Source organism: Arcicella sp. GW821-FHT09D11 (assembly GCF_059416265.1).
In genome coordinates this window covers 220926-240518 of sequence record NZ_JBWKOV010000004.1, presented here as the reverse complement: position 1 = coordinate 240518, position 19593 = coordinate 220926, and the positions used below count along the sequence as shown (strand labels likewise).

Below are 19593 nucleotides of genomic sequence, written 5' to 3'. Positions count from 1 at the left end.
TAAAACCTTCACGACAATATGATGCTAAAAAACTACTTTTCAATTGCTTTGTTCGCTTTTTTGATATTGACTCAGGGAATATCATTCGGAAAGCCAAAGAAGAAAATCACGCATGTCCCAACGATACATCGAACAGATGATAAAGAGGCTTTACTTCGCAAAAAAGCGGATGAGCTGGCTCATAAATATATCATCGTTGATGGTCATGTAGACTTGCCCTATCGCCTCCACGCCAAGATGGAAGATGTATCTATACAAACCGCTGGCGGAGATTTTGATTATGTACGTGCTAAAAAAGGTGGTTTAACAGCTCCTTTTATGTCTATTTACGTACCTGCGGATTTACAACGTAAAAAAGGATTTTCAAAAGCCTTGGCAGATTCGCTGATTGATATGGTCGAGAATTTGGTAAAACAATACCCTGATAAATTTGCCTTGGCAAAATCTCCTGCTGATATAGAAACTAACTTTAAAAAAGGCTTGATTTCATTGCCAATGGGGATGGAAAACGGTTCGCCTGTAGAAAGCAACTTGGCGAATTTGCAGTATTTTTATGATAGAGGTATACGCTACATTACGCTTTGCCACGGCGAGGATAATTTTATTTGCGATACCTCGTATGATACTACTAATACATGGCGAGGATTAAGCCCAATTGGTAGACAAGTGGTCAGAGAAATGAATCGATTGGGTATTATGCTCGACTGTTCGCATATTTCTGATGAGACTTTTGCTCAGGTTGTAGCGCTTTCCAAAGCCCCTGTGATTGCGTCTCATTCTTCCTGTAGAACTTTTACCCCTGGTTTTATTAGAAATGCCCCAGATAACCTGATAAAGGCAATGGCTAAAAAAGGAGGGGTGATTATGATTAACTACTCTTCGATGTTCTTGGATTCTGTCTCTAACAAAACTTACGAAACCAAAAGAACGCATTTACGTCAATGGCAAAAAGAGCATAATTTAGTTCCTAAAGATTCGGCTGCTAAAGCTTATGAAGCGGATTATGACAAACTTCATCCAACACCACTAACGAATGTGGAAAGAGTAGCCGACCACATTGACCACGTAAAGAAAATTGCAGGGATAGATTACGTAGGACTAGGTTCTGATTTCGATGGTGTAGGCCCAACCCTGCCTGACGGTTTAAAAGATTGTTCGCAATTGCCTAATTTGATTTATGTTTTATTAAAAAGAGGTTATACCGAAAAGGATATTGAAAAGATTTGTTATAAGAATGTGTTTAGGGTATGGAATAAAGTAGCGGAGGTAGCGAAGGGCATGTAAAACGTGAGTTATCAAGAATGTTCTCTTAAATAACAAAGTTTTTAGACTTGTATAGGTGAATCACCTTTCTATTAGCTGGTGACTTAAGTCCTACTGATTACCCACAAGTATATAAATAGCTAACAATCAAGTTCTTATCCCTAGTGAGGGACTTAAGTCCCTCACTAGGGATAAGAACTTCACGTATTCAGGCTGTGACATGAGGTGACCAAAGCTCGATTTGAAAGGCGATTTAAGTCTATTTGAACCAATTTTATCAATAATTACATCTTTATTTCAACTTTTAAAAGATGTGGGTAATCAACAGGACTTAAGTCACCTGCTAATAGAAAGGTAATTTTGTTTTTGATACACAATGTAATAATAGGAATTGCCCCCAAATCATAAAAAGCGGTCAAAAAACTAATTTTGACCGCTTTTTATGATTTTAAATTTGCCATAATTCATCTATAAAGGGATTAATTATCAGTATAAGCATCATAAACATTCCAAGCCCAAACAATAAATGGAATGATGTATGTCCACCAGAAAAAGAAAGAGACTACCCCAGCTATTACCCATATAATAATTGCTTTGATAATTTGTCCTTTGACTAACTGACCTAAGCCTGGAATAAAAAATGATAAAATTGCTGGTAATGTGTGTGCTTGTGTTTGCATAGCGTTTGAAGTTTTAGATGATTCGTAATAAGTTTATTGCATTATATTTTTTAATAAGAGATGCTCCATTTTAGTCTTAATAGCACATCCTTCTATTATTTTGAGGACATTAAATAAATATTATTCCTCCACCATTTATCATATAAAAAAACCATTCCTCCATTTTCAATCTCTACAATTTGTTTTTTCAAAAGCTATTGTATTATATTTGTAGTGTACTATTAAACTAATACAGTATATGATATCAATAAACAACCTCTCGTTTAATTATGGAAAACGAAAACCTGTGTTCCGAAATTTAAACCTAAACCTATCTGCGGGAAACGTATATGGCTTACTTGGTAAAAATGGGGCAGGAAAATCATCATTACTTAGAAATATAGCGGGTTTGTTATTTCCTACCGAAGGTTCTTGTACCGTAAATGGTTATAAAGCTCAAGACCGTCTGCCTAGTTTTTTACAAGAGATGTATTTTTTGCCTGAAGAATTTTATACACCCCCAGTAAAAATCAAGGATTTTGTAGCTACTTATTCGCCATTTTATCCAAACTTTTCGCTAAAACAATTTTTGGAATATTTAGAAGAATTTCAGATTTCTGATAACGAGAAGTTTACGGAGTTATCATTAGGGCAAAAGAAAAAGGCTTTGATTGGCTTTGGTTTGGCAACAAATACTAAAGTATTGATTATGGACGAACCAACCAATGGTTTGGATATTCCTTCAAAAAGTCAGTTTCGTAAAATCATTGCTTCTGTGGCTACTGACGAACGTATCATAGTGATTTCGACACACCAAGTACGAGATTTAGATTCTTTGATAGATCCTATCATTATCCTAGACGGTTCGGAAGTGTTATTGCATGCAACCACTGAAGAAATTTCTGAAAAATTATCTTTCAAAACGGTTTCTGTAGTGACAGACCATGAGAAAGTTTTGTATTCTGAACATTCGATAAGAGGATTTTCAGTGGTGATGCCTAATAATGGTCACGAAAATAATAAAGTAGATTTAGAATTATTATTCAATGCTGCTTTAGCCAATCGTCAGTCTATTAAAGACATCTTTCAATAGCCTTTATCTGTTTAACTCAATAGTCATCACGAATATGACTATCCAACAACTTAGAGCAAAATACTATGAATAACTTTTTTGATTACAGCCGTTTTTCACTCCTCGTGAAAAGACAATGGACTGAAAACAAGTTTATATTTCTGATGGGACTAGTCATTTTTGTCTGTATTACTGCGGTAATTTATTCCATCAATTTTGACGCAGAAAATGATTATATGCTAAAAAGAGGCATGCAGACAATGATGTTTATTATTGGTCTTTTGGGAGGAGGAACATTATTTTCAAATTATCTTTTCAAAGATTTTGGCAACAATAGTCAGACGTTGAGTTTCTTAATGACACCAGCATCGCACTTTGAAAAAATCACTGCTGGTATGTTTTATGCACTCATTGCCTTTCCTGTAGTTTATGCAATTACTTTCGGATTGGTTGATGGTGCTTTCGTAAAGCTTTCTGGCAATCCCCACAACGAAATGTTGTATTCTATGGTGCTAGATTCTTATAAAGATTATAGTTTCTTAATATGTGTATGGGTTGCCCTACAGATGTTTGTGATATTAGGGGCTATTTATTTTGGCAGGATGTCTTACATCAAAACAGCCTTTACAGGATTCTTGATATTAGCATCGTTGGGATTGATTCAGTATTTGTTGTACAAAATCATCATTGGTTCAGGCTCACATAACATTGATATGGGAGATCATAATAGACAACATCTTTCAAGTGAATTCCAATTCATGATGGATGGCTCAAAATATGCTTTCTATTATTTACTAGCACCAGTGATAGCAATAATAGCCTATTTTAAATTAAAAGAAAAGGAGGTTTAACATGGAATTCAGAGATAATCAAGCAATTTACCTCCAAATAGCAGAGTATATTTGTGAGCGTATCTTACTGAAACAGTGGATGATTGGCGATAAAATCCCATCAGTTCGTGAACTAGCTGTTCAGTTAGAAGTAAACCCTAATACGGTAATGAGAACCTACGAGTTCTTGCAACAAAAGGAAATTATTTTTACTAAAAGAGGCATGGGATTTTTTGTATCAGATGATGCCCAAGACAAAGTACTAGCCTTTAGAAAAGAAGAGTTCTTAGGAAATGAATTACCAGTATTCTTTAAAAATATTCATTTGTTAGGGCTAGATTTTGATTTTATTAAAGACAGATTCGAGGCATTTAAAACAGCTAATTTTTAAGCACACAAACCTTATGAAAACATCAAATAAATTATTGGTAGCTTTGGCTTGTATAATAGTAATTGGTATGACCTCTTTTACGATATTGCTTAAAGCTGAATACAACAACAAGGTTGCTAAAATTGATATTTCAAAACAAGTTATTAAACTAAAACCATTTAATAACCTTGAATTGATATCACTAGAAGATTATGATAATATTAATGTTGAAATAGAAGAAGGCACTGAATACAGTATCAAGAACGTGCCTAATGCTAAAGTTGTAGGAGAGTCATTGAAGATTGATAGTAGCTCAGAAATATATGGGAAAATAATTATTACTGTTCCTAAAATTCCTGCTATTTCTTTACAAGGCTATGAAATATCGGTAAAAATTAATGGTAAAAGCACCAAATTTGCCAACAGTAATTTAGCTGTAAATAGTACTGCGACTGGAGACTTAACGCTAAACAATTGTGATTTAACGGCGGTAAACATCAAAGCTGACAATGCAGAAGTTAAACACAATTGGAGGGATGATTGGGATCGTTACTATCATTTCCATCTAAAAGATTCAAAGGTTGCTAATTCGGACATTTCATTGAAAGGTAAATCTACTTTATCATTGAATAAAACTGCATTGCTATCACCTAAATTTGATTTGAGTGATTCTGCTAGTATCACGATTGAAGGCAATGCGATGAATCCTTTTGTGAAGAAATAGTCATCCATTCTGCTAGTAAAGCCCAACAATGGGCTTCGCAAGTCCAATTGATATGAAATATCTTTGAAGAAGCAATTTTATATAATATCGGATTTTCGTAGGCTGTCAGCAACCCTGCAATAAAGAAGTAAAAACCTGTAAATATCTCCTTTGAGAAATCGACAAGCTCGGTTTTTTCAAAGGAGATATTGAAGCGTAATAGACTTGTTTCGATAAGGATTCTATCCATCAAAGCTAAATCTGGCCGCTTCAAATAGCCCAACATATCTGCTACTAGTTTTTCTCTGCAAAGTTCTAAAGCCTCAATCCTAAATTTTGCCATTAACCTAGCTATGTGATACATGATGATAGGTGTTCGGACATAGTGGTGTGCTACTCTAAAGGGTTGATTGATATACTGATTCGATAAGATAATTTGTTGAAGGTATTTTACAGCATCTTCCCCATGTTGGTCGAGTGCTATATCATAAGAAAGCAAGCAATAAATCATATTTGATAAAGCACAGGCATCAAATTCAATATACATTTTTTTACCAAACCAAGTAGAATAAGCCTTTAAGGTTTTGTATTCCTCAAAGGTATTTTTGATAGTCTGTATATAGCCATTTGAATGCTTTACTAGTTTATCTTTCAAAGCAATAGCTTCTTCTTGTGAGAATTGCTTCGTCAGAAAAACCATTGAAGTATCATCAATATCATCAGGAATTTTAAAGTGATTCAGTTTGTGGAGGATATTGCCATGAGGAAAATGCTGAGACGGTTTTGTTTGAAAGAAATTATAGGTATTCAGTCCATCTTTATTCTGAAAAAGTGGATAAGTGCCAATCGCTTTTTCAGTAATTTTTTCAATAAGTGTTTGCGAAGTTTGAGATAGATTTTCTTTGATACTATTCAACGTAAAAACGGTAATAGTTGTAAAAAAAACATTAGTATCTGGACGACGATAATGCAAAATATTATTTTCCCTGAAAGACTCAAAAATGCCTTCAGGGAAATATGTTCTATCAGCAGACATCTGTAAATCTGCAATTTTTAAAATTATATCGTCTATTGTCAATCTAGTAAAATCTAAGAAAATCTCATGGCTCAAAGCTTAAATCTAAAAGCTAAAAATATTTCACCATTGCATTTTCATCTACAAACAAATCATCGCTCATTTTGATAGCTTGTTTTTCAAAACTAAATACTTCAAAACCTTCCGAAAGATACAAATTTTTAGCCCGATGATTATCAGCTATCAATGTCAATACAATTTGTTTTAGGCCTACTCCTTGTTTGGCTCTTTCGATGGCAGCCTGCAATAGTTTTCGTCCAAGTCCTAATCCTTTGGCTTCGGGTGCTACATACATTCTGAAAATCAACCCTTTGTGTTTGAGTTTCAACACACTTTCTCTTTTAAATCCAACTGTTCCTAACAGCTCTCCTTCGTCAGAAAAAGCTCCTAAAGTAAAGCTTTCAAAAGTATTTTCAGTAGGGAAAGCTTCGCCAGCAATATCCACTGGCGAAACCCTAAAAAACTGAGATTCTTCTGTAATAGCTTTGTGCAATAATGTATAATAAAGCTGGATTTCAGCTTCTGTATTGACTACTTTTATGTTCATACTAAAGTGGGTAATCCATTTTAATGTCTGTTCTTTCGTATAAAGTTTTTCCAATCGGAACCTCCACAAACCCTATGCTTTTGTAGATTGAAATGGCAGGTTTTAGCGCCGTATTCGACAACAAATATAAGCTTTTAGCTTTACGAGCTTTGGCTTCATCAATCGTTTTTACACATAGTTTTTTACCTAATCCTAAGCCTTGGGCTTTAGGTGTTACACCCATTTTTGCCAATTCATAAATACCATCTCCATCATGAATTAAGGCAGATGTACCCACAATCTCATCTCCTAATTTTGCTAGGAAAATCTGTCCACCATTGGCTATAATTTCATCTGGAGCTTCTAATTGTTCCAAATCGTGAGGCTCTACTTTGAAAAATGTTTCAATCCATTCTACATTTATGCGTTTGAAGTCGTCTTTATAAGCTTCTTGATATTCAATAATTTGTACATTATTCTCCATGTTTTCTTGGGGATTTGTTTGAATATTCTTTTCAAAAAAATGAGTATCCACAGGCATAAAAGGAAAAACAGAAGGAATATTTTGTTTCTCGATAGCCTCAAAACCATTTCTGATATAAAAGCGAATGGCTGCTTGTAGGCGCTCCAATGTTCCTAAATAAAGGTCTGTCATGCCTGCTTTTTGTGCTGATGCCGTAAGGATATCTAGTAGTTTTTGAGCAATGCCGTATTCTTTTCCTCGAAACTCTTTCTTTACAAACATTTTGCGAATGGCTCCAACATTTTCACCACAATCAATCAAAGCTATGCTTCCTACTACTTTATTATCGTAAAGGGCAATCCAGAAATCACCATTATTTTGTTGGTAAAAATTTGGTATGTCTAATAAATCTTGTTGTTCATTAATGGTAATTGGCACTTGAAATTCATTCTGCTGAATATTCAAAATTAACTCCACTACTTGGTCTGTATATTGATTTTCAAAGGATTGTATCTGTATCATTTTTGTGTTCTCTTTAAACTATAATTTGACCTATTAAATATGGCGCTACATGACCCGCCATTTTTACTCTGTAGCCCGTTAGTGTACAGCGTAACTCCCCTCCTCTGGCAGATATTTGTTTGGCTGTTAGGATATTCTTTCCTAGTTTTTCTGCCCAGTAAGCGGTTAAGGTGGTATGGGCTGAACCTGTGACGGGGTCTTCATCTATCCCTGACTGTGGACCAAAAAACCTTGACACAAAATCTACCTCATCTCCTTTGGCAGTAACGATAATGCCTCTGCATTTTACTTTAGTAATGGTCTTGAAATCGGGCGTTAGGGCTTTTACTTGACTTTCGTTTTCAAAAACCAAGCAATAGTCTGTTATGCCTTTTAGGGTTTCTATGGGTTTTATTCCTAGCCCTTCTATTAATTCCTCAGGCGTTTCAGCCAGCACTGGAATATCAACGGGAAAATCTAGTTCTAATAAATCGTCTTTCTTTTCTACCTTCAGAATGCCACTTTTAGACTTAAATGCTATGGTTGTTTTTGGATATTTAGCGTACTCAAAAATGGTATAGGCCGTTGCCAAAGTGGCATGCCCACAGAGGTTTACTTCAACGGTTGGCGTAAACCATCGTATATGAAATTGTTCCCCTTCGGCAACATAAAAAGCCGTTTCGGCAAGGTTATTTTCAGCAGCAATTTTTTGCATTAATTCATCGGCAATCCATTCGGTAAGAGGTACTACAGCGGCAGGATTACCCGCAAATACTTCATTTGTAAATGCGTCTAATTGATAGATTGTTAGGTTCATAATTTTGGGGCTTTATGCTGTATGCTTTAGGCAATAAGCGGTTAGTATTTTGCTGTGTTTGCAGTTGTCTTTTAACGTACTCTTATGGAAAATTTCATGGCATATAGCCTAATGCTTACTGCCTAAAGCCTACAATCCATGAAATTCCTTAAAGCGTTCTAAGTAGCTTTTCTCAGTCCAAGCATCTTCAATTTCCTTTACAGCTATCAGTAAATTATGCTCTTGATTCTCGATGATTTCGGCATTCATTAATTTTATTTCCTCCCAAATTTTTTGGAGTGTCGGTAATAAAGTCTTTCCTTTTTTCGATAATTTCAAATTACGTTTACGAGCGTCCTCGTCCGACTTCTTAGAGATTATCAAACCTTTTTTCTCCAATTCTTTCGCCATCTGAATAATGGCAGGATGTGTAACATTCAAGCCTTCAGCTATTTCCATAATCCCCGCCTCGTTTTTCTGAGACAGAAAATAAAAAATAGGAAACCATTTTGGTTGAAAGTCGACTCCGTAGAAACGATAGACATCTTCACCACCACGCATGATGGTCTCGCTGAGTCGTTTGAGCCTACTTCCAAAAGCCAAAGGGCCTAATTCTGATATTAAATCCATTTTATGTAAACAATTACGTAAGTGATTACGCAAATTTTAAAAGTTTTTTTGAATTAAACAAAAAAATCTTCTCCTTTTTGAAAAAGAGAAGTTTTTAGTGACCTACATTAATTCATAAAAATTAAAAATACACTTGCATTTTACAAACCGAATGGTTTATATTTGTTTTATGTTTACGAAATCAGATATTACCAGACAAGCCATTATTGAAAAATCAGCTCCTATTTTCAATACTAAGGGTTATAGTGCAACCACTATGAGTGATATTTTGTTGGCCACTGGACTAACCAAGGGTGGTGTATATGGAAATTTTGAAAGTAAAGACCAAATTGCTATTGAAGCATTTGAACATTCTATAGGCAAGCTTTTAGAGGCTTTACGCTTTAAAATTAAAAAAGAAAATACTGCCAAAGACAAACTCTTCGCCATTTTAAGTTTCTATAAAAACTATAGCATAAGTCCTTTAACAGCAGGTGGTTGCCCATTACTTAATACAGCGATAGAATCTGATGACAATCTACCCTTCCTTAAAATAAAGGCACAAAAAGCACTAGATGAACTATTAGGAGGCTTAGCGTTAATCATTCAAAAGGGCATCCATTCAAAAGAATTTAGGGATGACTTAGATGCTCAAAAGGAAGCAACCTTAATATTTAGTGTTATTCAAGGGGGTCTGATGATGAGTAAATTGGCGGATAACCCTAAAATATTAAATGGCTTGTTAGAAAACCTAAAAGCTACTATTAGTACACAATATTTACGATAATTTTTTTATTCAAAAATAAACCAAACGGTTTATTTTAACTTACTCTTATTTAAAATTTCGGAATGGCAAGCATCAAGAAAATATCAGCAAGTCTAACAGGTCTTTATTTCAATCTGTTAGCCTTTGTACTTCCTGAAAAGCTAAAAAAAGATGGCTTTAACCTGTTCTGTACTACATTTTCTAAGGGTCTCAAGCCACACCACCAAGCATTTTTAATGCCTGCCTTTGCTGAAGTACTTGATATAGACGGAAACAAGATTCAAACTTACCGATGGGGTACTGGTTCCAAAAAAGTATTATTGGTTCATGGCTGGGCAAGTCATAGTTTCAGGTGGAAATCATATATTAACGCTCTGGTCGAACATGACTTTACTGTTTTGGCACTAGATGCTCCTGCACATGGTAACTCTACGGGCAAAATCATGAATTTAGTTATCTATGAAAGAACTTTGTCAGCATTCTTGGAAAATCACCCCGATTTACACACCATCATCGGGCACTCAATAGGTGGTTTTGCTACTACTTATTACCTAAGTCGAAATCCAGAGGCATCCATTCAAAAGGCGATTATTTTAGCTGCTCCAGGAAAAGTAGAAGAGTTTTTTGCGTTTTATGTTCAATTCTTGGGACTTTCAAATAAAGCCATCAAATTGATTTCCGAACAGTTTGAAAAAGAACTACATCAAAAGCCATCATATTTCTCAGCAATCAATTTTGCCCAATATATTAAAACAAAGGCCCTGATTGTTCATGATACAGGTGATAAATCTACCAATTATTTAGATTCAGAAAAACTAAGTCAAGCTTGGAGAGGCTCAACGCTGAAACTTACTAAGGGACTTGGGCATGAATTGAAAAGTGAAGAATTACTACAGGAGATTATCAGTTTTATAAAATAAACAAAAACGCTCTTTTAACATGAAATACGTCTTGATCATACACGAAGTAAAAGATTATCTATTGTGGAAAAAAGTATTTGACGAAGCCGCCACCATTAGGAAACTAGCAGGCGAAATTTCTTATGAGTTACTTAAATACGAACAGGATGCTAACAACATTGTTCATTTCTCTGCTTGGAATTCCCTTGAAAATGCAAAGAAATTCTTTGAGTCGCCCGAGCTAATTGACATTAGAATGAAAGCAGGAGTAAAAGCTCCAACGTTTATTTACTTAGAAAAACTAGAAGAAGGAATATTATAAAATACAATAAGATGGATAACAATTATTTAGATAGTGCCATTAAGCAATTTGAGTATTACAAAATGCTTGCAGAAAAGACCTTTAACCAAGTAAGCGATGATAAGCTTTTCTGGCAATACAACGAGGAAAGTAATAGTATTGCTATGATTGTAAACCACCTTGCTGGAAATATGCTTTCACGATGGTCGGATTTCTTAACAACAGATGGTGAAAAAGAATGGAGGAATAGGGATACTGAATTTGAAAACATCATCCGCACCAAAGATGAATTAATGACTAAATGGAATGAAGGGTGGACTTGTCTATTCAATACACTCAACACATTAACCAATGCCGATTTAGACACTGTCATTTATATACGAAACCAAGGGCATACCGTGCAGGAAGCCATCAACAGACAGCTTGCTCATTATCCATACCATGTTGGGCAAATTGTTTATATCGGTAAAATGGCTACTGATAACTGGCAATCTTTATCTATTCCAAAAGGTAATTCGGATAGTTACAATAACAACAAATTTTCTAAGCCAAAACAGAAAACTCATTTTACAGATGAGTACCTAAAATAATATTCAACCCATGAAAAACTTTCTATCTGCCATCTTTCTTGTTCTTTTCCCTCTGATGCTAACTGGTCAAAAGCTAACATTGGCTCAACAGGATTCAGTTTTTGTACGTGAAAATTTCACTAAACAAGAAGTGTACATCACTATGCGAGATGGCGTTAGATTATTCACCTCCATTTATATTCCTAAAGATATTTCCAGTGAAAACCCCTACCCTTTCTTAATTCACCGTACATGCTTTGGTTCTTTACCTTATGGACCTAGCAATTACCCAAAGCTCCTGTATTATTCAACCCATGTAATGCGAGAAAAATTTATTTTTGTCAAGCAAGACGTGAGAGGAAGATACATGTCAGAGGGTATTTTTACAAATATGACGCCTTTTATTCCGTCGAAAAAAACGTCAAAAGACATAGATGAATCTTCTGATACATACGACACCATAGAATGGTTATTGAAAAACATCCTGAACAATAATGGAAATGTAGGATTATACGGAATTTCTTATACAGGTTTTTATGCCATTACAGGGGCTTTAAGTGAACATCCTGCTATCAAAGCCGTGTCTCCACAAGCACCCATTTCAGATTTTTTCTTTGAAGACTTCCACCATAATGGAGCTTTTGTGTTGGCTGTTGGCAATGCCCTGCCAGTTTTCGGTATTCATCCCCAAAAACCAACCGAAAGTCATTGGTTTCTAGCACATTTCCCTGAAATTAACGCCATTAATGGTTACAATTGGTATAAATCAATGACTCCTCTACAAAATTTTGGGAAACTGTATTCAGATAATTTCTTTTGGAATGAAATTATCAAGCATCCTAACTATGATGATTTTTGGCAAAAACGCAGTATAATTCCCCATTTGAATACCCATACAAAAATGCCACCCATATTAAATGTTGGCGGTTGGTTCGATGCCGAAGATATGGTTGGTGTGTTGGACATATATAAGCATATAGAAAAAAACAACACTGCTGTATCAAACACGTTGATTATGGGACCTTTTGGTCATGGAGATTGGTCCAGAGAACAGGGGCACCACATGCAAGGAAACATTTATTTTGGTGATAGTCTAGCAACATTTTTTCAGAAAAACATCGAATTAGCATTTTATAAAAAACATTTAAAAAACGTAATCGACAAAGGGACGGTATTGCCTAAAGCCTCCCTTTTTGATACAGGTAAAAAAGAATGGACAAATTTTGCAGCATATCCAGTTAAAGATGCCACTAGTTTAGATTTATATCTTCATAGAGATAAAAAACTATCAGCAGTCCTCCCCAAAAAAGGATTTCAGCAATATGTATCCGACCCTAAGAATCCAGTTCCTTATGCAGAAGGAGTATTTGAAACCCTTGAGTTTTTACCTAATTACATGAGTGACGACCAAAGGTTTGTTACTCATAGAAAGGATGTGCTAACTTTTAAAACCGAAGAGTTACAGGAGGATATCACCTTTATTGGAGATATAAAAGTCAATCTGAAATTTTCGACAACAGGAACTGATACTGATTTTTTTGTTAAAGTTATCGACAGTTATCCTCAAAATGAACCCAATAGTCCTTATACGCCAGTAGGTATAAAATTGGCTGGCTACCAACAAATGGTTCGTAGTGAAATAATGAGAGCAAAATTCAGAAATTCATTCGCCCGTCCTGAACCACTTGTTCCAAACCTTAAAACTAATCTGGATTTTCGACTTCAGGATGTTTATCACACCTTCAAAAAAGGGCATAGCATCATGATTCAGATACAGTCGTCCGCCTTTCCATTGTTTGATGTTAATCCTCAAAAATTTGTAAACAATATTTATAAAGCCAACGAAAGAGATTTTCAGAAAGCAACCATAAAAATATTCAGCGAAAGTAAAATATCCGTAAACATTTTATCAAACACTACAAATGGGAAATAAAATATACATCATCGGTGCAGGAGCTGTTGGTAAAGCGTTAGCAGTTTTTTTGACATTAGAGGGCAAAGACGTATATATCATCAGGGGAAGCGTAGACAACATCCCTACACAATACGAAACGATATCAGTTCAAACACACCAACAAACTATTTTGAAAGCCGAAATTGAAGTGAGTTCCCTTGCTAGCCATTCAGCATTCGATGGTATATTGGTCGTCACCAATAAATCTTTTGGAAATGAAAAGCTAGCTGAAACCTTAAAGTTAAGTGCTAAATACTCGCCGATAGTCCTTCTTCAAAATGGATTAGGAGTAGAATCTCCGTTTCTTGAAAAAGGGTTCACAGATATTCATAGATGTGTGTTGTTTACTACATGTCAAGTAATAGCAGAAAACCTAGTAAGGTTCAAACCCGTAGCAGCATCACAAATTGGTATCATTAATGGTAAAGAAGATAGCCTCCAACATATTGTAAGCCAGCTAAACAACCCAATATTTCAATTTAGAGCAGAAGAGAACATTCAATATACTATCTGGAAAAAAGCGATTGTAAACTGTGTTTTCAATTCCATTTGTCCTCTTTTAGATACTGATAATGGTATATTTTTAAGGGATAAAGGCGTTATGGATTTAGCCAAGAATGTAATTAGCGAGTGTGTTCAAATTGCCAATTTATCTGGTATTGAAATAACTGAAGAGGAAGTCATTGAAAGTGTATTAATGATTAGCAAGATGTCCGACGGCCAGCTTATCTCGACCTTACAAGACATTAATCATAAACGAAAAACGGAGATTGAAACACTAAATTTTGCCATAGTGGCTATTGCCAAAAAATTAGGAAAAGCCGATAATGTAGTACAAACCAAACTACTTGGCGACCTTACAAAAATGAAAGCTGATCTGAACTTTTGCGAATAAAATCTTTAAAAGCTGAGTCCCCCTCGCTTGGCGTAGTGTTTTTCACTACGTCAGTGTGTCAGGCAATGTTACATTGCAAAAATGAAACGCATTTTATAATTTTCCAAGTTCGGACTTAGACGTTGCCTTCTAAGAAGGCATGACACACTGACGTAGTGAAAAACACTACGCCAAGCGAGGGACAACCTTATCACTTCGTTAAATTCAAATACCAATTACCTTTATAATGCTTATATACAAACCCTTTTCTAATAGTATCTTGATTTGTCATATTTTAACTCTGAGAAAAAACGGAGGAGTACTATATTCAAAAGGATTAATAAATACATTTTCATCTTTATCAACACCTACAAGAGCAAAATCATATTTACGAAAGTTGTAAACTATTTCTTTAATTTCGGAATCTGTAAAGTAATCAGAAATACCTCTTTTTTGTAGCAAAGATTTATTTATTTGGGTTATTTTACCAAGTATAAAATTGTAGGTAATAAAATAAACAGGTTTATCTTCATTCATTTTACTTATTACATAAATATCAGAAACAGGTGTAGCTTGTCTCAAATGAATGAAAACTCCTTTAAGTTCTAAAAAAGGAACTTTATCATATTTTTCAATAAAGGTATCCATTTCTTCTTTTGATACTTTTCTATTACTTTCACAAGATAAAATAAATGAAAGTGTGAAGAATAAAATAGTTATTTTTAACATGATGTCAATTATTTATTTTGTTCAACTATTTTTCTAAACTTATTCTTGTATGAGTAATAAACATCCCTCGCTTGGCGTAGTGTTTTTCACTACGTCAGAGTGTCAGGCAATGTTACATTGCAAAAATGCAGAGCATTTTATAATTATTCCCAAGTGGTGTACTCATATACCACTATCCGTTGCTTACTAGGCGTTGCCTTCTAAGAAGGCCTGACACACTGACGTAGTGAAAAACACTACGCCAAACGAGGGAAAGAAGCCATAGCTGTCAATATTGATACAAAGACAAATTGTTGGATATTAAAGCATACAGATGCTACTCATCCTAATTATTATGCCCTTTTTTATCTTTCTAAAAAAAGTGGTGAAGTAATTAAAATGAAAGAATACTTTCAAGGAATGTATCGTTTTAAGGTTAAATTATATTGATATATTCCCTGAATTTTCCATTAGTATGCCGATGCGCAATTGACAAAATCCGTTATCTTGAGCCTATCAACCACTATTTGCTCTTTACAACGGAATGATAAGTTTTGCTAATACTAAAAGACACCTCAAATCGGCAATCGAGTAATTGTCTTAGTGCTAAAACCATTTTCCTCACTTGAATTCTGAAGAACCCGTTTGGCTTTTTTACTATCCTTTAGATAAGCATCGAAAAAAGCCAATGTATAGTGGCATAGGGCACTGTAACTGTCAGTTTGATAAGAAGTAGTTGGTTTAATAGAAGCATAGAAAGGCCAATAGGCCGTAAATTCCGCATGTTCTAACTTTTTAAGTTTATATAAATGCTTTGTGGTAATTGCTAACGAACGAAAGAATGGGAAAGTGGACCAGTCCTCGTTTTGATTGCTGAAATACAAGTAAGGCACCGTCAATTTATCAGGGTTAAAATCGCTTACGGTTTTGATAAGATCGTAGTCTTGATATTCGGTGCTACCATCCCAACAGGCCAACGCTTTTACGTTTGGGTTCCGCATTTGATAAATGACATTAGCCATACCTCCCCAACTGAATCCAAAAGTCCCTATTTTGGAAGTATCAACATTGGGCAGTTGTTGTGCTTGAGCCGTGATGTATTCCAAGTCTCTAACCTGAGCCATGATACTAGCTGTGTCCTTCGTCATTGTCTGCGATTGTTCACCCGCTGACGCAACTGAAATGATAATATAACCGTGGCTGGCAAGGTACTCGCAAGCAATATGATTTTGATTCGCCGATTTGCTCAACGAAGGTGCATAGACGATAACAGGAAACCGCCTATTAACAGGCATTGCTTTATAAATCGCTTTTGTGGGGGCATGCAATATATCATCTATGCTCACTGTAAGATTTTTTATAAAGGTTAAGGCGTATTGGCGATATCCTCCCACCACATTAGTGCAATACGTAGCGACTTGGGTAGAATCAGTTAGAGCAAACACCTCCCTTTGAGTTTCTAGCCCTATATACGTTCTGTAAAGCATCAGATTAGCGGTTGATGCCTTCTTGGCAGGATACCAAATATGAATAGATAACGGTCGGTACGTTATACCCTTGCTAGGTTGATAAATCCGAGTGCTATCATATTGATGCTCAATTCTAAACCCCACCTGATAAGGTCCGTAGTTCAATTGCTTTGTTTGCACTTCAACTGGTCGAATGATTGACCAAGAGGTTATTAGACAGAACCCTAAAAATAATACCTTGCCCATATCTAGTTATTTTTTTGTTTCTGTAGCACGAGTTTCCAACTCGTAAAGCAATCGTTAATTTACGAGTTGGAAACTCGTGCTACTATAGAAAAACCAAAAGCCGAAGACCAAAAGCAGACAGCCCCGAATCTACGCCCAAACCTGAGTGCCTTCCGTACAGTTTTTACACATTTCTATTTCTGAACGAGAGCGAATTAAGGTTTGTCGGAATTGTTTGTAAGATGCTCCGTGCCATAATTCAGTAAAAGTCTGGGTTTTCATATCGCCCAAACGATGGTGGGCATCTTTATCAAAACAACAAGGCACCACTAGTCCATCCCAAGTAATCACGCACGAATGCCACATTTTCCAGCAATGATTAATCAATTCATTCTTGATACTATAGCTTCCATCGCTTTGTTTTTTGTAGCGTGCATACTTGTCGATTGTCGGAATAAGGTCAGAGCCATTTTCATAATCGTAAATCTGGGCAGTTTTTAAGCCTACTTCATCCACGCCTAACTCTTTAGCCAATTGCTTTACTTCCTCAATCTGGTGTTCGTTTGGTCGTACGACTAAAAACTGAAAAACGATATGAGGCGTACTAGATTTCAACTCTTTTTTCCACTTTACAATATGCTTAGTGCCTTCTATTACTTTAGATAACTTCCCTCCTACACGATATTGTTCATAAGTTTCTTGACTAGTGCCATCTATCGAAATAATTAATCTATCCAAACCCGACTCTACCGTTTTTTTGGCATTAGCATCTGTTAAATAATGTGCATTGGTCGATGTGGCAGTATAAACTCCTTTTTTAGCCGCATAACCCACCAAATCCAAAAATTGTGGATGTAGGTATGGTTCTCCCTGAAAATAAAAGATTAAATAGAGTAACGTGCTTTCTAGTTCATCAAGGGTTCGTTTGAATAAATCTCCCTCTAACATTCCAGTGGGGCGTGTAAAAGAACGCAGTCCACTTGGGCATTCAGGACAACGCAAATTGCAAGAAGTAGTGGGTTCAAAAGAAATACTAATGGGCATTCCCCATTGCGTTGGTCTCCCCAAAAGTTTAGAATTATAAAAACTAGTAGCCACTTTTAAACCATTCCAAATGCGCTTTGGCGTAAGTTTCGAGAGTAGGTTTAGTCCATCTTTAAGGTTTCCGTTCATCTTGTTAGTTGTACATTGTATCGTGCAAGATACCGCCAAATGGCTGAAATGCCAAATGAACGTATCAGGATAAAGTAACACACATTTGTTCAAATTAAGTAGTAATTTATTTAACGAAATTCCTCGCTTAAAAATATACTATCAAACATCCAATTTAACTATGTCACATTCAAGAAGAGATTTTATTAGAAAAATCAGTGGAACCTCGGCAATGCTTATTGGTGGTACAACCCTGAGTGATGCTTATGGCAAAACTTTCACCTTAGAATCAACCGCAAAAATTAGTGCTAATGATACTGTCAGAATCGCCTTGATTGGGTCTGGTATTATTGGGCATTATGATGCTGATACTGCTTTGAAAGTACCTGGCGTAGAACTAGTGGCAGTTTGTGACTTGTACACTGGACGATTGGAAAGAGCAAAAGAAAAGTGGGGAAAAGATATTTTTACGACGAAAGACTACCGCGAAATCCTGAATAGAAAAGACATCGATGCGGTATTAGTGTGTACATCCGACCATTGGCATGATAAAATCTCCATTGATGCTATGCACGCAGGCAAACATGTTTACTGCGAAAAACCAATGGTTCATCATATTGAAGAAGGCAAGGCAGTAATTGAGGCTCAGAAAAAAACGGGTAAAGTTTTTCAAGTAGGTTCACAAGTAGCAAGTAGCACCGTTACTGCGGAAGCTAAAAAAATCTATGAGTCGGGCATTATTGGCGAATTGGTGTATGTAGAAGCTACCAACGACCGTACTTCTGCCAATGGTGCTTGGCAATATACCATTCCAACGGATGCTTCTACCCAAACAGTTGACTGGGATACTTATGTTGGCGATGCTCCTAAAATGCCTTTTGATGCCAAAAGGTTTTTCCGCTGGCGAAACTATAAAGACTATGGAACGGGGGTAGCGGGCGACTTATTTGTGCATTTGTTAACCAATTTGCATACGATTACGGGGTCTACGGGACCCAATAAAATATTTGCCTTGGGCGATTTGAATCTTTGGAAAGATGGTAGAGATGCCTACGATATTGTTACGGCTTTGATGAATTATCCTGCAACGAATAATAATCCTTCATTTCAGTTTTTTACGCGAGTAAACCTAGCTGATGGTGGTAGTGGAGGTTCTCCTACCCGTTTGATTGGTACGGAAGGGGTAATTGAATTATCGTGGAGTAGTATGAAAGTGAAAAACTTTAAAAGACCTAAAGCTCCAGAAATCGGTGGGTATGATTCACTATTTACTTTCTCGCAAGCAGAACAAGAAGAATCTAAAAAAGCCTACAAAGCCCTATATTCTGACGAAGATACTAAATGGCAATATGGTAAAGAAATCACTTTCAAAGCTGTGGATAATTATGACTCAAGGCTTGATCATTTTATCAATTTCTTCGAATCTGTTCGGACAGGCAAAGCAGTTTGGGAAGATGCTACTTTTGGATTAAGAGCCGCCGCCCCAGCCTTGGCTTGTAATAAAAGTGCTGAAATAGGCAAACCCGTCATTTGGAATCCAGAAACAATGAAATTGGGTTAAAATAATTTCATAAATCCCTAGCGAGAGACTTAAGTCCCTCGCTAGGGATAAAGGGTAAATTAAACAGCATTACACGCTTAAGACTCACAATAAACTTAAAGTACATTTTCGCATTAAATCAAAAATAATCCGCATTTAACTTGTTTTTAATGAAAATGTTTCACATCTTGTACTAGAATTAATATATCATCAAATCATTTCACCAAATGAGTTGATGGTACTCGTTGAATCGTATTCTCTGGAATACA

At 35.8% G+C, this 19593-nt stretch carries 21 protein-coding genes; 12 read left to right on the top strand and 9 right to left on the bottom strand.

The window, feature by feature from the left end; genetic code table 11:
- The first annotated feature begins 18 nt into the window (after positions 1-18).
- Positions 19-1284 (top strand): dipeptidase, encoded by a 1266-nt coding sequence (locus AC07N0_RS13840; RefSeq protein WP_494589639.1) that lies wholly within the window; start codon positions 19-21, stop codon positions 1282-1284.
- A gap of 458 nt (positions 1285-1742) precedes the next feature.
- On the opposite strand, the gene AC07N0_RS13835 is transcribed toward AC07N0_RS13840, so the two are convergent.
- Positions 1743-1943, bottom strand: coding sequence for a hypothetical protein (locus AC07N0_RS13835; RefSeq protein WP_309919161.1), 201 nt, complete (start codon positions 1941-1943; stop codon positions 1743-1745).
- Between the two features lie 238 nt (positions 1944-2181).
- On the opposite strand from AC07N0_RS13835, the gene AC07N0_RS13830 reads away from it, so the two are divergent.
- From AC07N0_RS13830 to AC07N0_RS13815, 4 genes are all read left to right on the top strand, one after another.
- A complete protein-coding gene (locus AC07N0_RS13830) occupies positions 2182-3015 on the top strand; it encodes an ABC transporter ATP-binding protein (RefSeq protein WP_492803312.1) in 834 nt (277 codons plus the stop codon).
- Between the two features lie 65 nt (positions 3016-3080).
- Positions 3081-3845 (top strand): hypothetical protein, encoded by a 765-nt coding sequence (locus AC07N0_RS13825; protein WP_494589638.1) that lies wholly within the window; start codon positions 3081-3083, stop codon positions 3843-3845.
- Between the two features lies 1 nt (position 3846).
- Positions 3847-4215, top strand: coding sequence for a GntR family transcriptional regulator (locus AC07N0_RS13820; RefSeq protein WP_309919152.1), 369 nt, complete (start codon positions 3847-3849; stop codon positions 4213-4215).
- 13 nt (positions 4216-4228) lie between these two features.
- Positions 4229-4918, top strand: coding sequence for a hypothetical protein (locus AC07N0_RS13815; RefSeq protein WP_492803309.1), 690 nt, complete (start codon positions 4229-4231; stop codon positions 4916-4918).
- Here AC07N0_RS13815 and AC07N0_RS13810 read toward each other — a convergent pair.
- From AC07N0_RS13810 to AC07N0_RS13790, 5 genes are all read right to left on the bottom strand, one after another.
- Positions 4875-5975: a hypothetical protein gene (locus AC07N0_RS13810; RefSeq protein ID WP_494589637.1), complete on the bottom strand. Its 1101-nt coding sequence runs from the start codon at positions 5973-5975 to the stop codon at positions 4875-4877. The two genes, AC07N0_RS13815 and AC07N0_RS13810, sit on opposite strands and share 44 nt — an antisense overlap.
- A 49-nt stretch (positions 5976-6024) precedes the next feature.
- A complete protein-coding gene (locus AC07N0_RS13805; RefSeq protein ID WP_494589636.1) occupies positions 6025-6519 on the bottom strand; it encodes a GNAT family N-acetyltransferase in 495 nt (164 codons plus the stop codon).
- Between the two features lies 1 nt (position 6520).
- Positions 6521-7483 (bottom strand): GNAT family N-acetyltransferase, encoded by a 963-nt coding sequence (locus tag AC07N0_RS13800; RefSeq protein ID WP_494589635.1) that lies wholly within the window; start codon positions 7481-7483, stop codon positions 6521-6523.
- A gap of 13 nt (positions 7484-7496) precedes the next feature.
- Positions 7497-8279 carry a PhzF family phenazine biosynthesis protein gene (locus tag AC07N0_RS13795; RefSeq protein ID WP_494589634.1) on the bottom strand — a complete coding sequence of 261 codons (783 nt, stop codon included), beginning with the start codon at positions 8277-8279 and terminating at the stop codon, positions 7497-7499.
- A 129-nt stretch (positions 8280-8408) separates the two neighbouring features.
- Positions 8409-8888, bottom strand: a complete 480-nt coding sequence (locus AC07N0_RS13790) for a MarR family winged helix-turn-helix transcriptional regulator (RefSeq protein WP_492803300.1) — start codon at positions 8886-8888, stop codon at positions 8409-8411.
- A 169-nt stretch (positions 8889-9057) separates the two neighbouring features.
- Here AC07N0_RS13790 and AC07N0_RS13785 point away from each other — a divergent pair, with 169 nt between their 5' ends.
- The 6 genes from AC07N0_RS13785 to AC07N0_RS13760 all read left to right on the top strand — a co-directional run bounded on the left by AC07N0_RS13785 (position 9058) and on the right by AC07N0_RS13760 (position 14251).
- Entirely contained in the window at positions 9058-9654 is a 597-nt protein-coding gene (locus AC07N0_RS13785) for a TetR/AcrR family transcriptional regulator (protein ID WP_494589633.1), read from the top strand.
- A gap of 62 nt (positions 9655-9716) precedes the next feature.
- The gene (locus AC07N0_RS13780) at positions 9717-10553 is read left to right on the top strand and encodes an alpha/beta hydrolase (protein ID WP_494589632.1); all 837 of its coding nucleotides are present in this window, start codon (positions 9717-9719) and stop codon (positions 10551-10553) included.
- 19 nt (positions 10554-10572) lie between these two features.
- On the top strand, positions 10573-10854 hold the full coding sequence (locus tag AC07N0_RS13775; protein ID WP_494589631.1) for a hypothetical protein: 282 nt from the start codon (positions 10573-10575) through the stop codon (positions 10852-10854).
- An 11-nt stretch (positions 10855-10865) separates the two neighbouring features.
- Positions 10866-11423: a DUF1572 domain-containing protein gene (locus AC07N0_RS13770; RefSeq protein ID WP_494589630.1), complete on the top strand. Its 558-nt coding sequence runs from the start codon at positions 10866-10868 to the stop codon at positions 11421-11423.
- Between the two features lie 10 nt (positions 11424-11433).
- Positions 11434-13335 carry a CocE/NonD family hydrolase gene (locus tag AC07N0_RS13765; RefSeq protein WP_494589629.1) on the top strand — a complete coding sequence of 634 codons (1902 nt, stop codon included), beginning with the start codon at positions 11434-11436 and terminating at the stop codon, positions 13333-13335.
- On the top strand, positions 13325-14251 hold the full coding sequence (locus tag AC07N0_RS13760; RefSeq protein WP_494589628.1) for a ketopantoate reductase family protein: 927 nt from the start codon (positions 13325-13327) through the stop codon (positions 14249-14251). Before AC07N0_RS13765 ends, AC07N0_RS13760 begins: the two co-directional genes overlap by 11 nt.
- Before the next feature lie 267 nt (positions 14252-14518).
- On the opposite strand, the gene AC07N0_RS13755 is transcribed toward AC07N0_RS13760, so the two are convergent.
- The 3 genes from AC07N0_RS13755 to AC07N0_RS13745 all read right to left on the bottom strand — a co-directional run bounded on the left by AC07N0_RS13755 (position 14519) and on the right by AC07N0_RS13745 (position 17805).
- Positions 14519-14959: a hypothetical protein gene (locus AC07N0_RS13755; protein ID WP_494589627.1), complete on the bottom strand. Its 441-nt coding sequence runs from the start codon at positions 14957-14959 to the stop codon at positions 14519-14521.
- Positions 14960-15513: 554 nt separating this feature from the next.
- On the bottom strand, positions 15514-16266 hold the full coding sequence (locus tag AC07N0_RS13750) for a dienelactone hydrolase family protein (RefSeq protein WP_494589626.1): 753 nt from the start codon (positions 16264-16266) through the stop codon (positions 15514-15516).
- A gap of 516 nt (positions 16267-16782) precedes the next feature.
- The gene (locus AC07N0_RS13745; protein WP_494589625.1) at positions 16783-17805 is read right to left on the bottom strand and encodes an SPASM domain-containing protein; all 1023 of its coding nucleotides are present in this window, start codon (positions 17803-17805) and stop codon (positions 16783-16785) included.
- A 160-nt stretch (positions 17806-17965) separates the two neighbouring features.
- On the opposite strand from AC07N0_RS13745, the gene AC07N0_RS13740 reads away from it, so the two are divergent.
- Entirely contained in the window at positions 17966-19345 is a 1380-nt protein-coding gene (locus AC07N0_RS13740) for a Gfo/Idh/MocA family protein (protein ID WP_494589624.1), read from the top strand.
- The last annotated feature ends 248 nt before the right edge of the window (positions 19346-19593 follow it).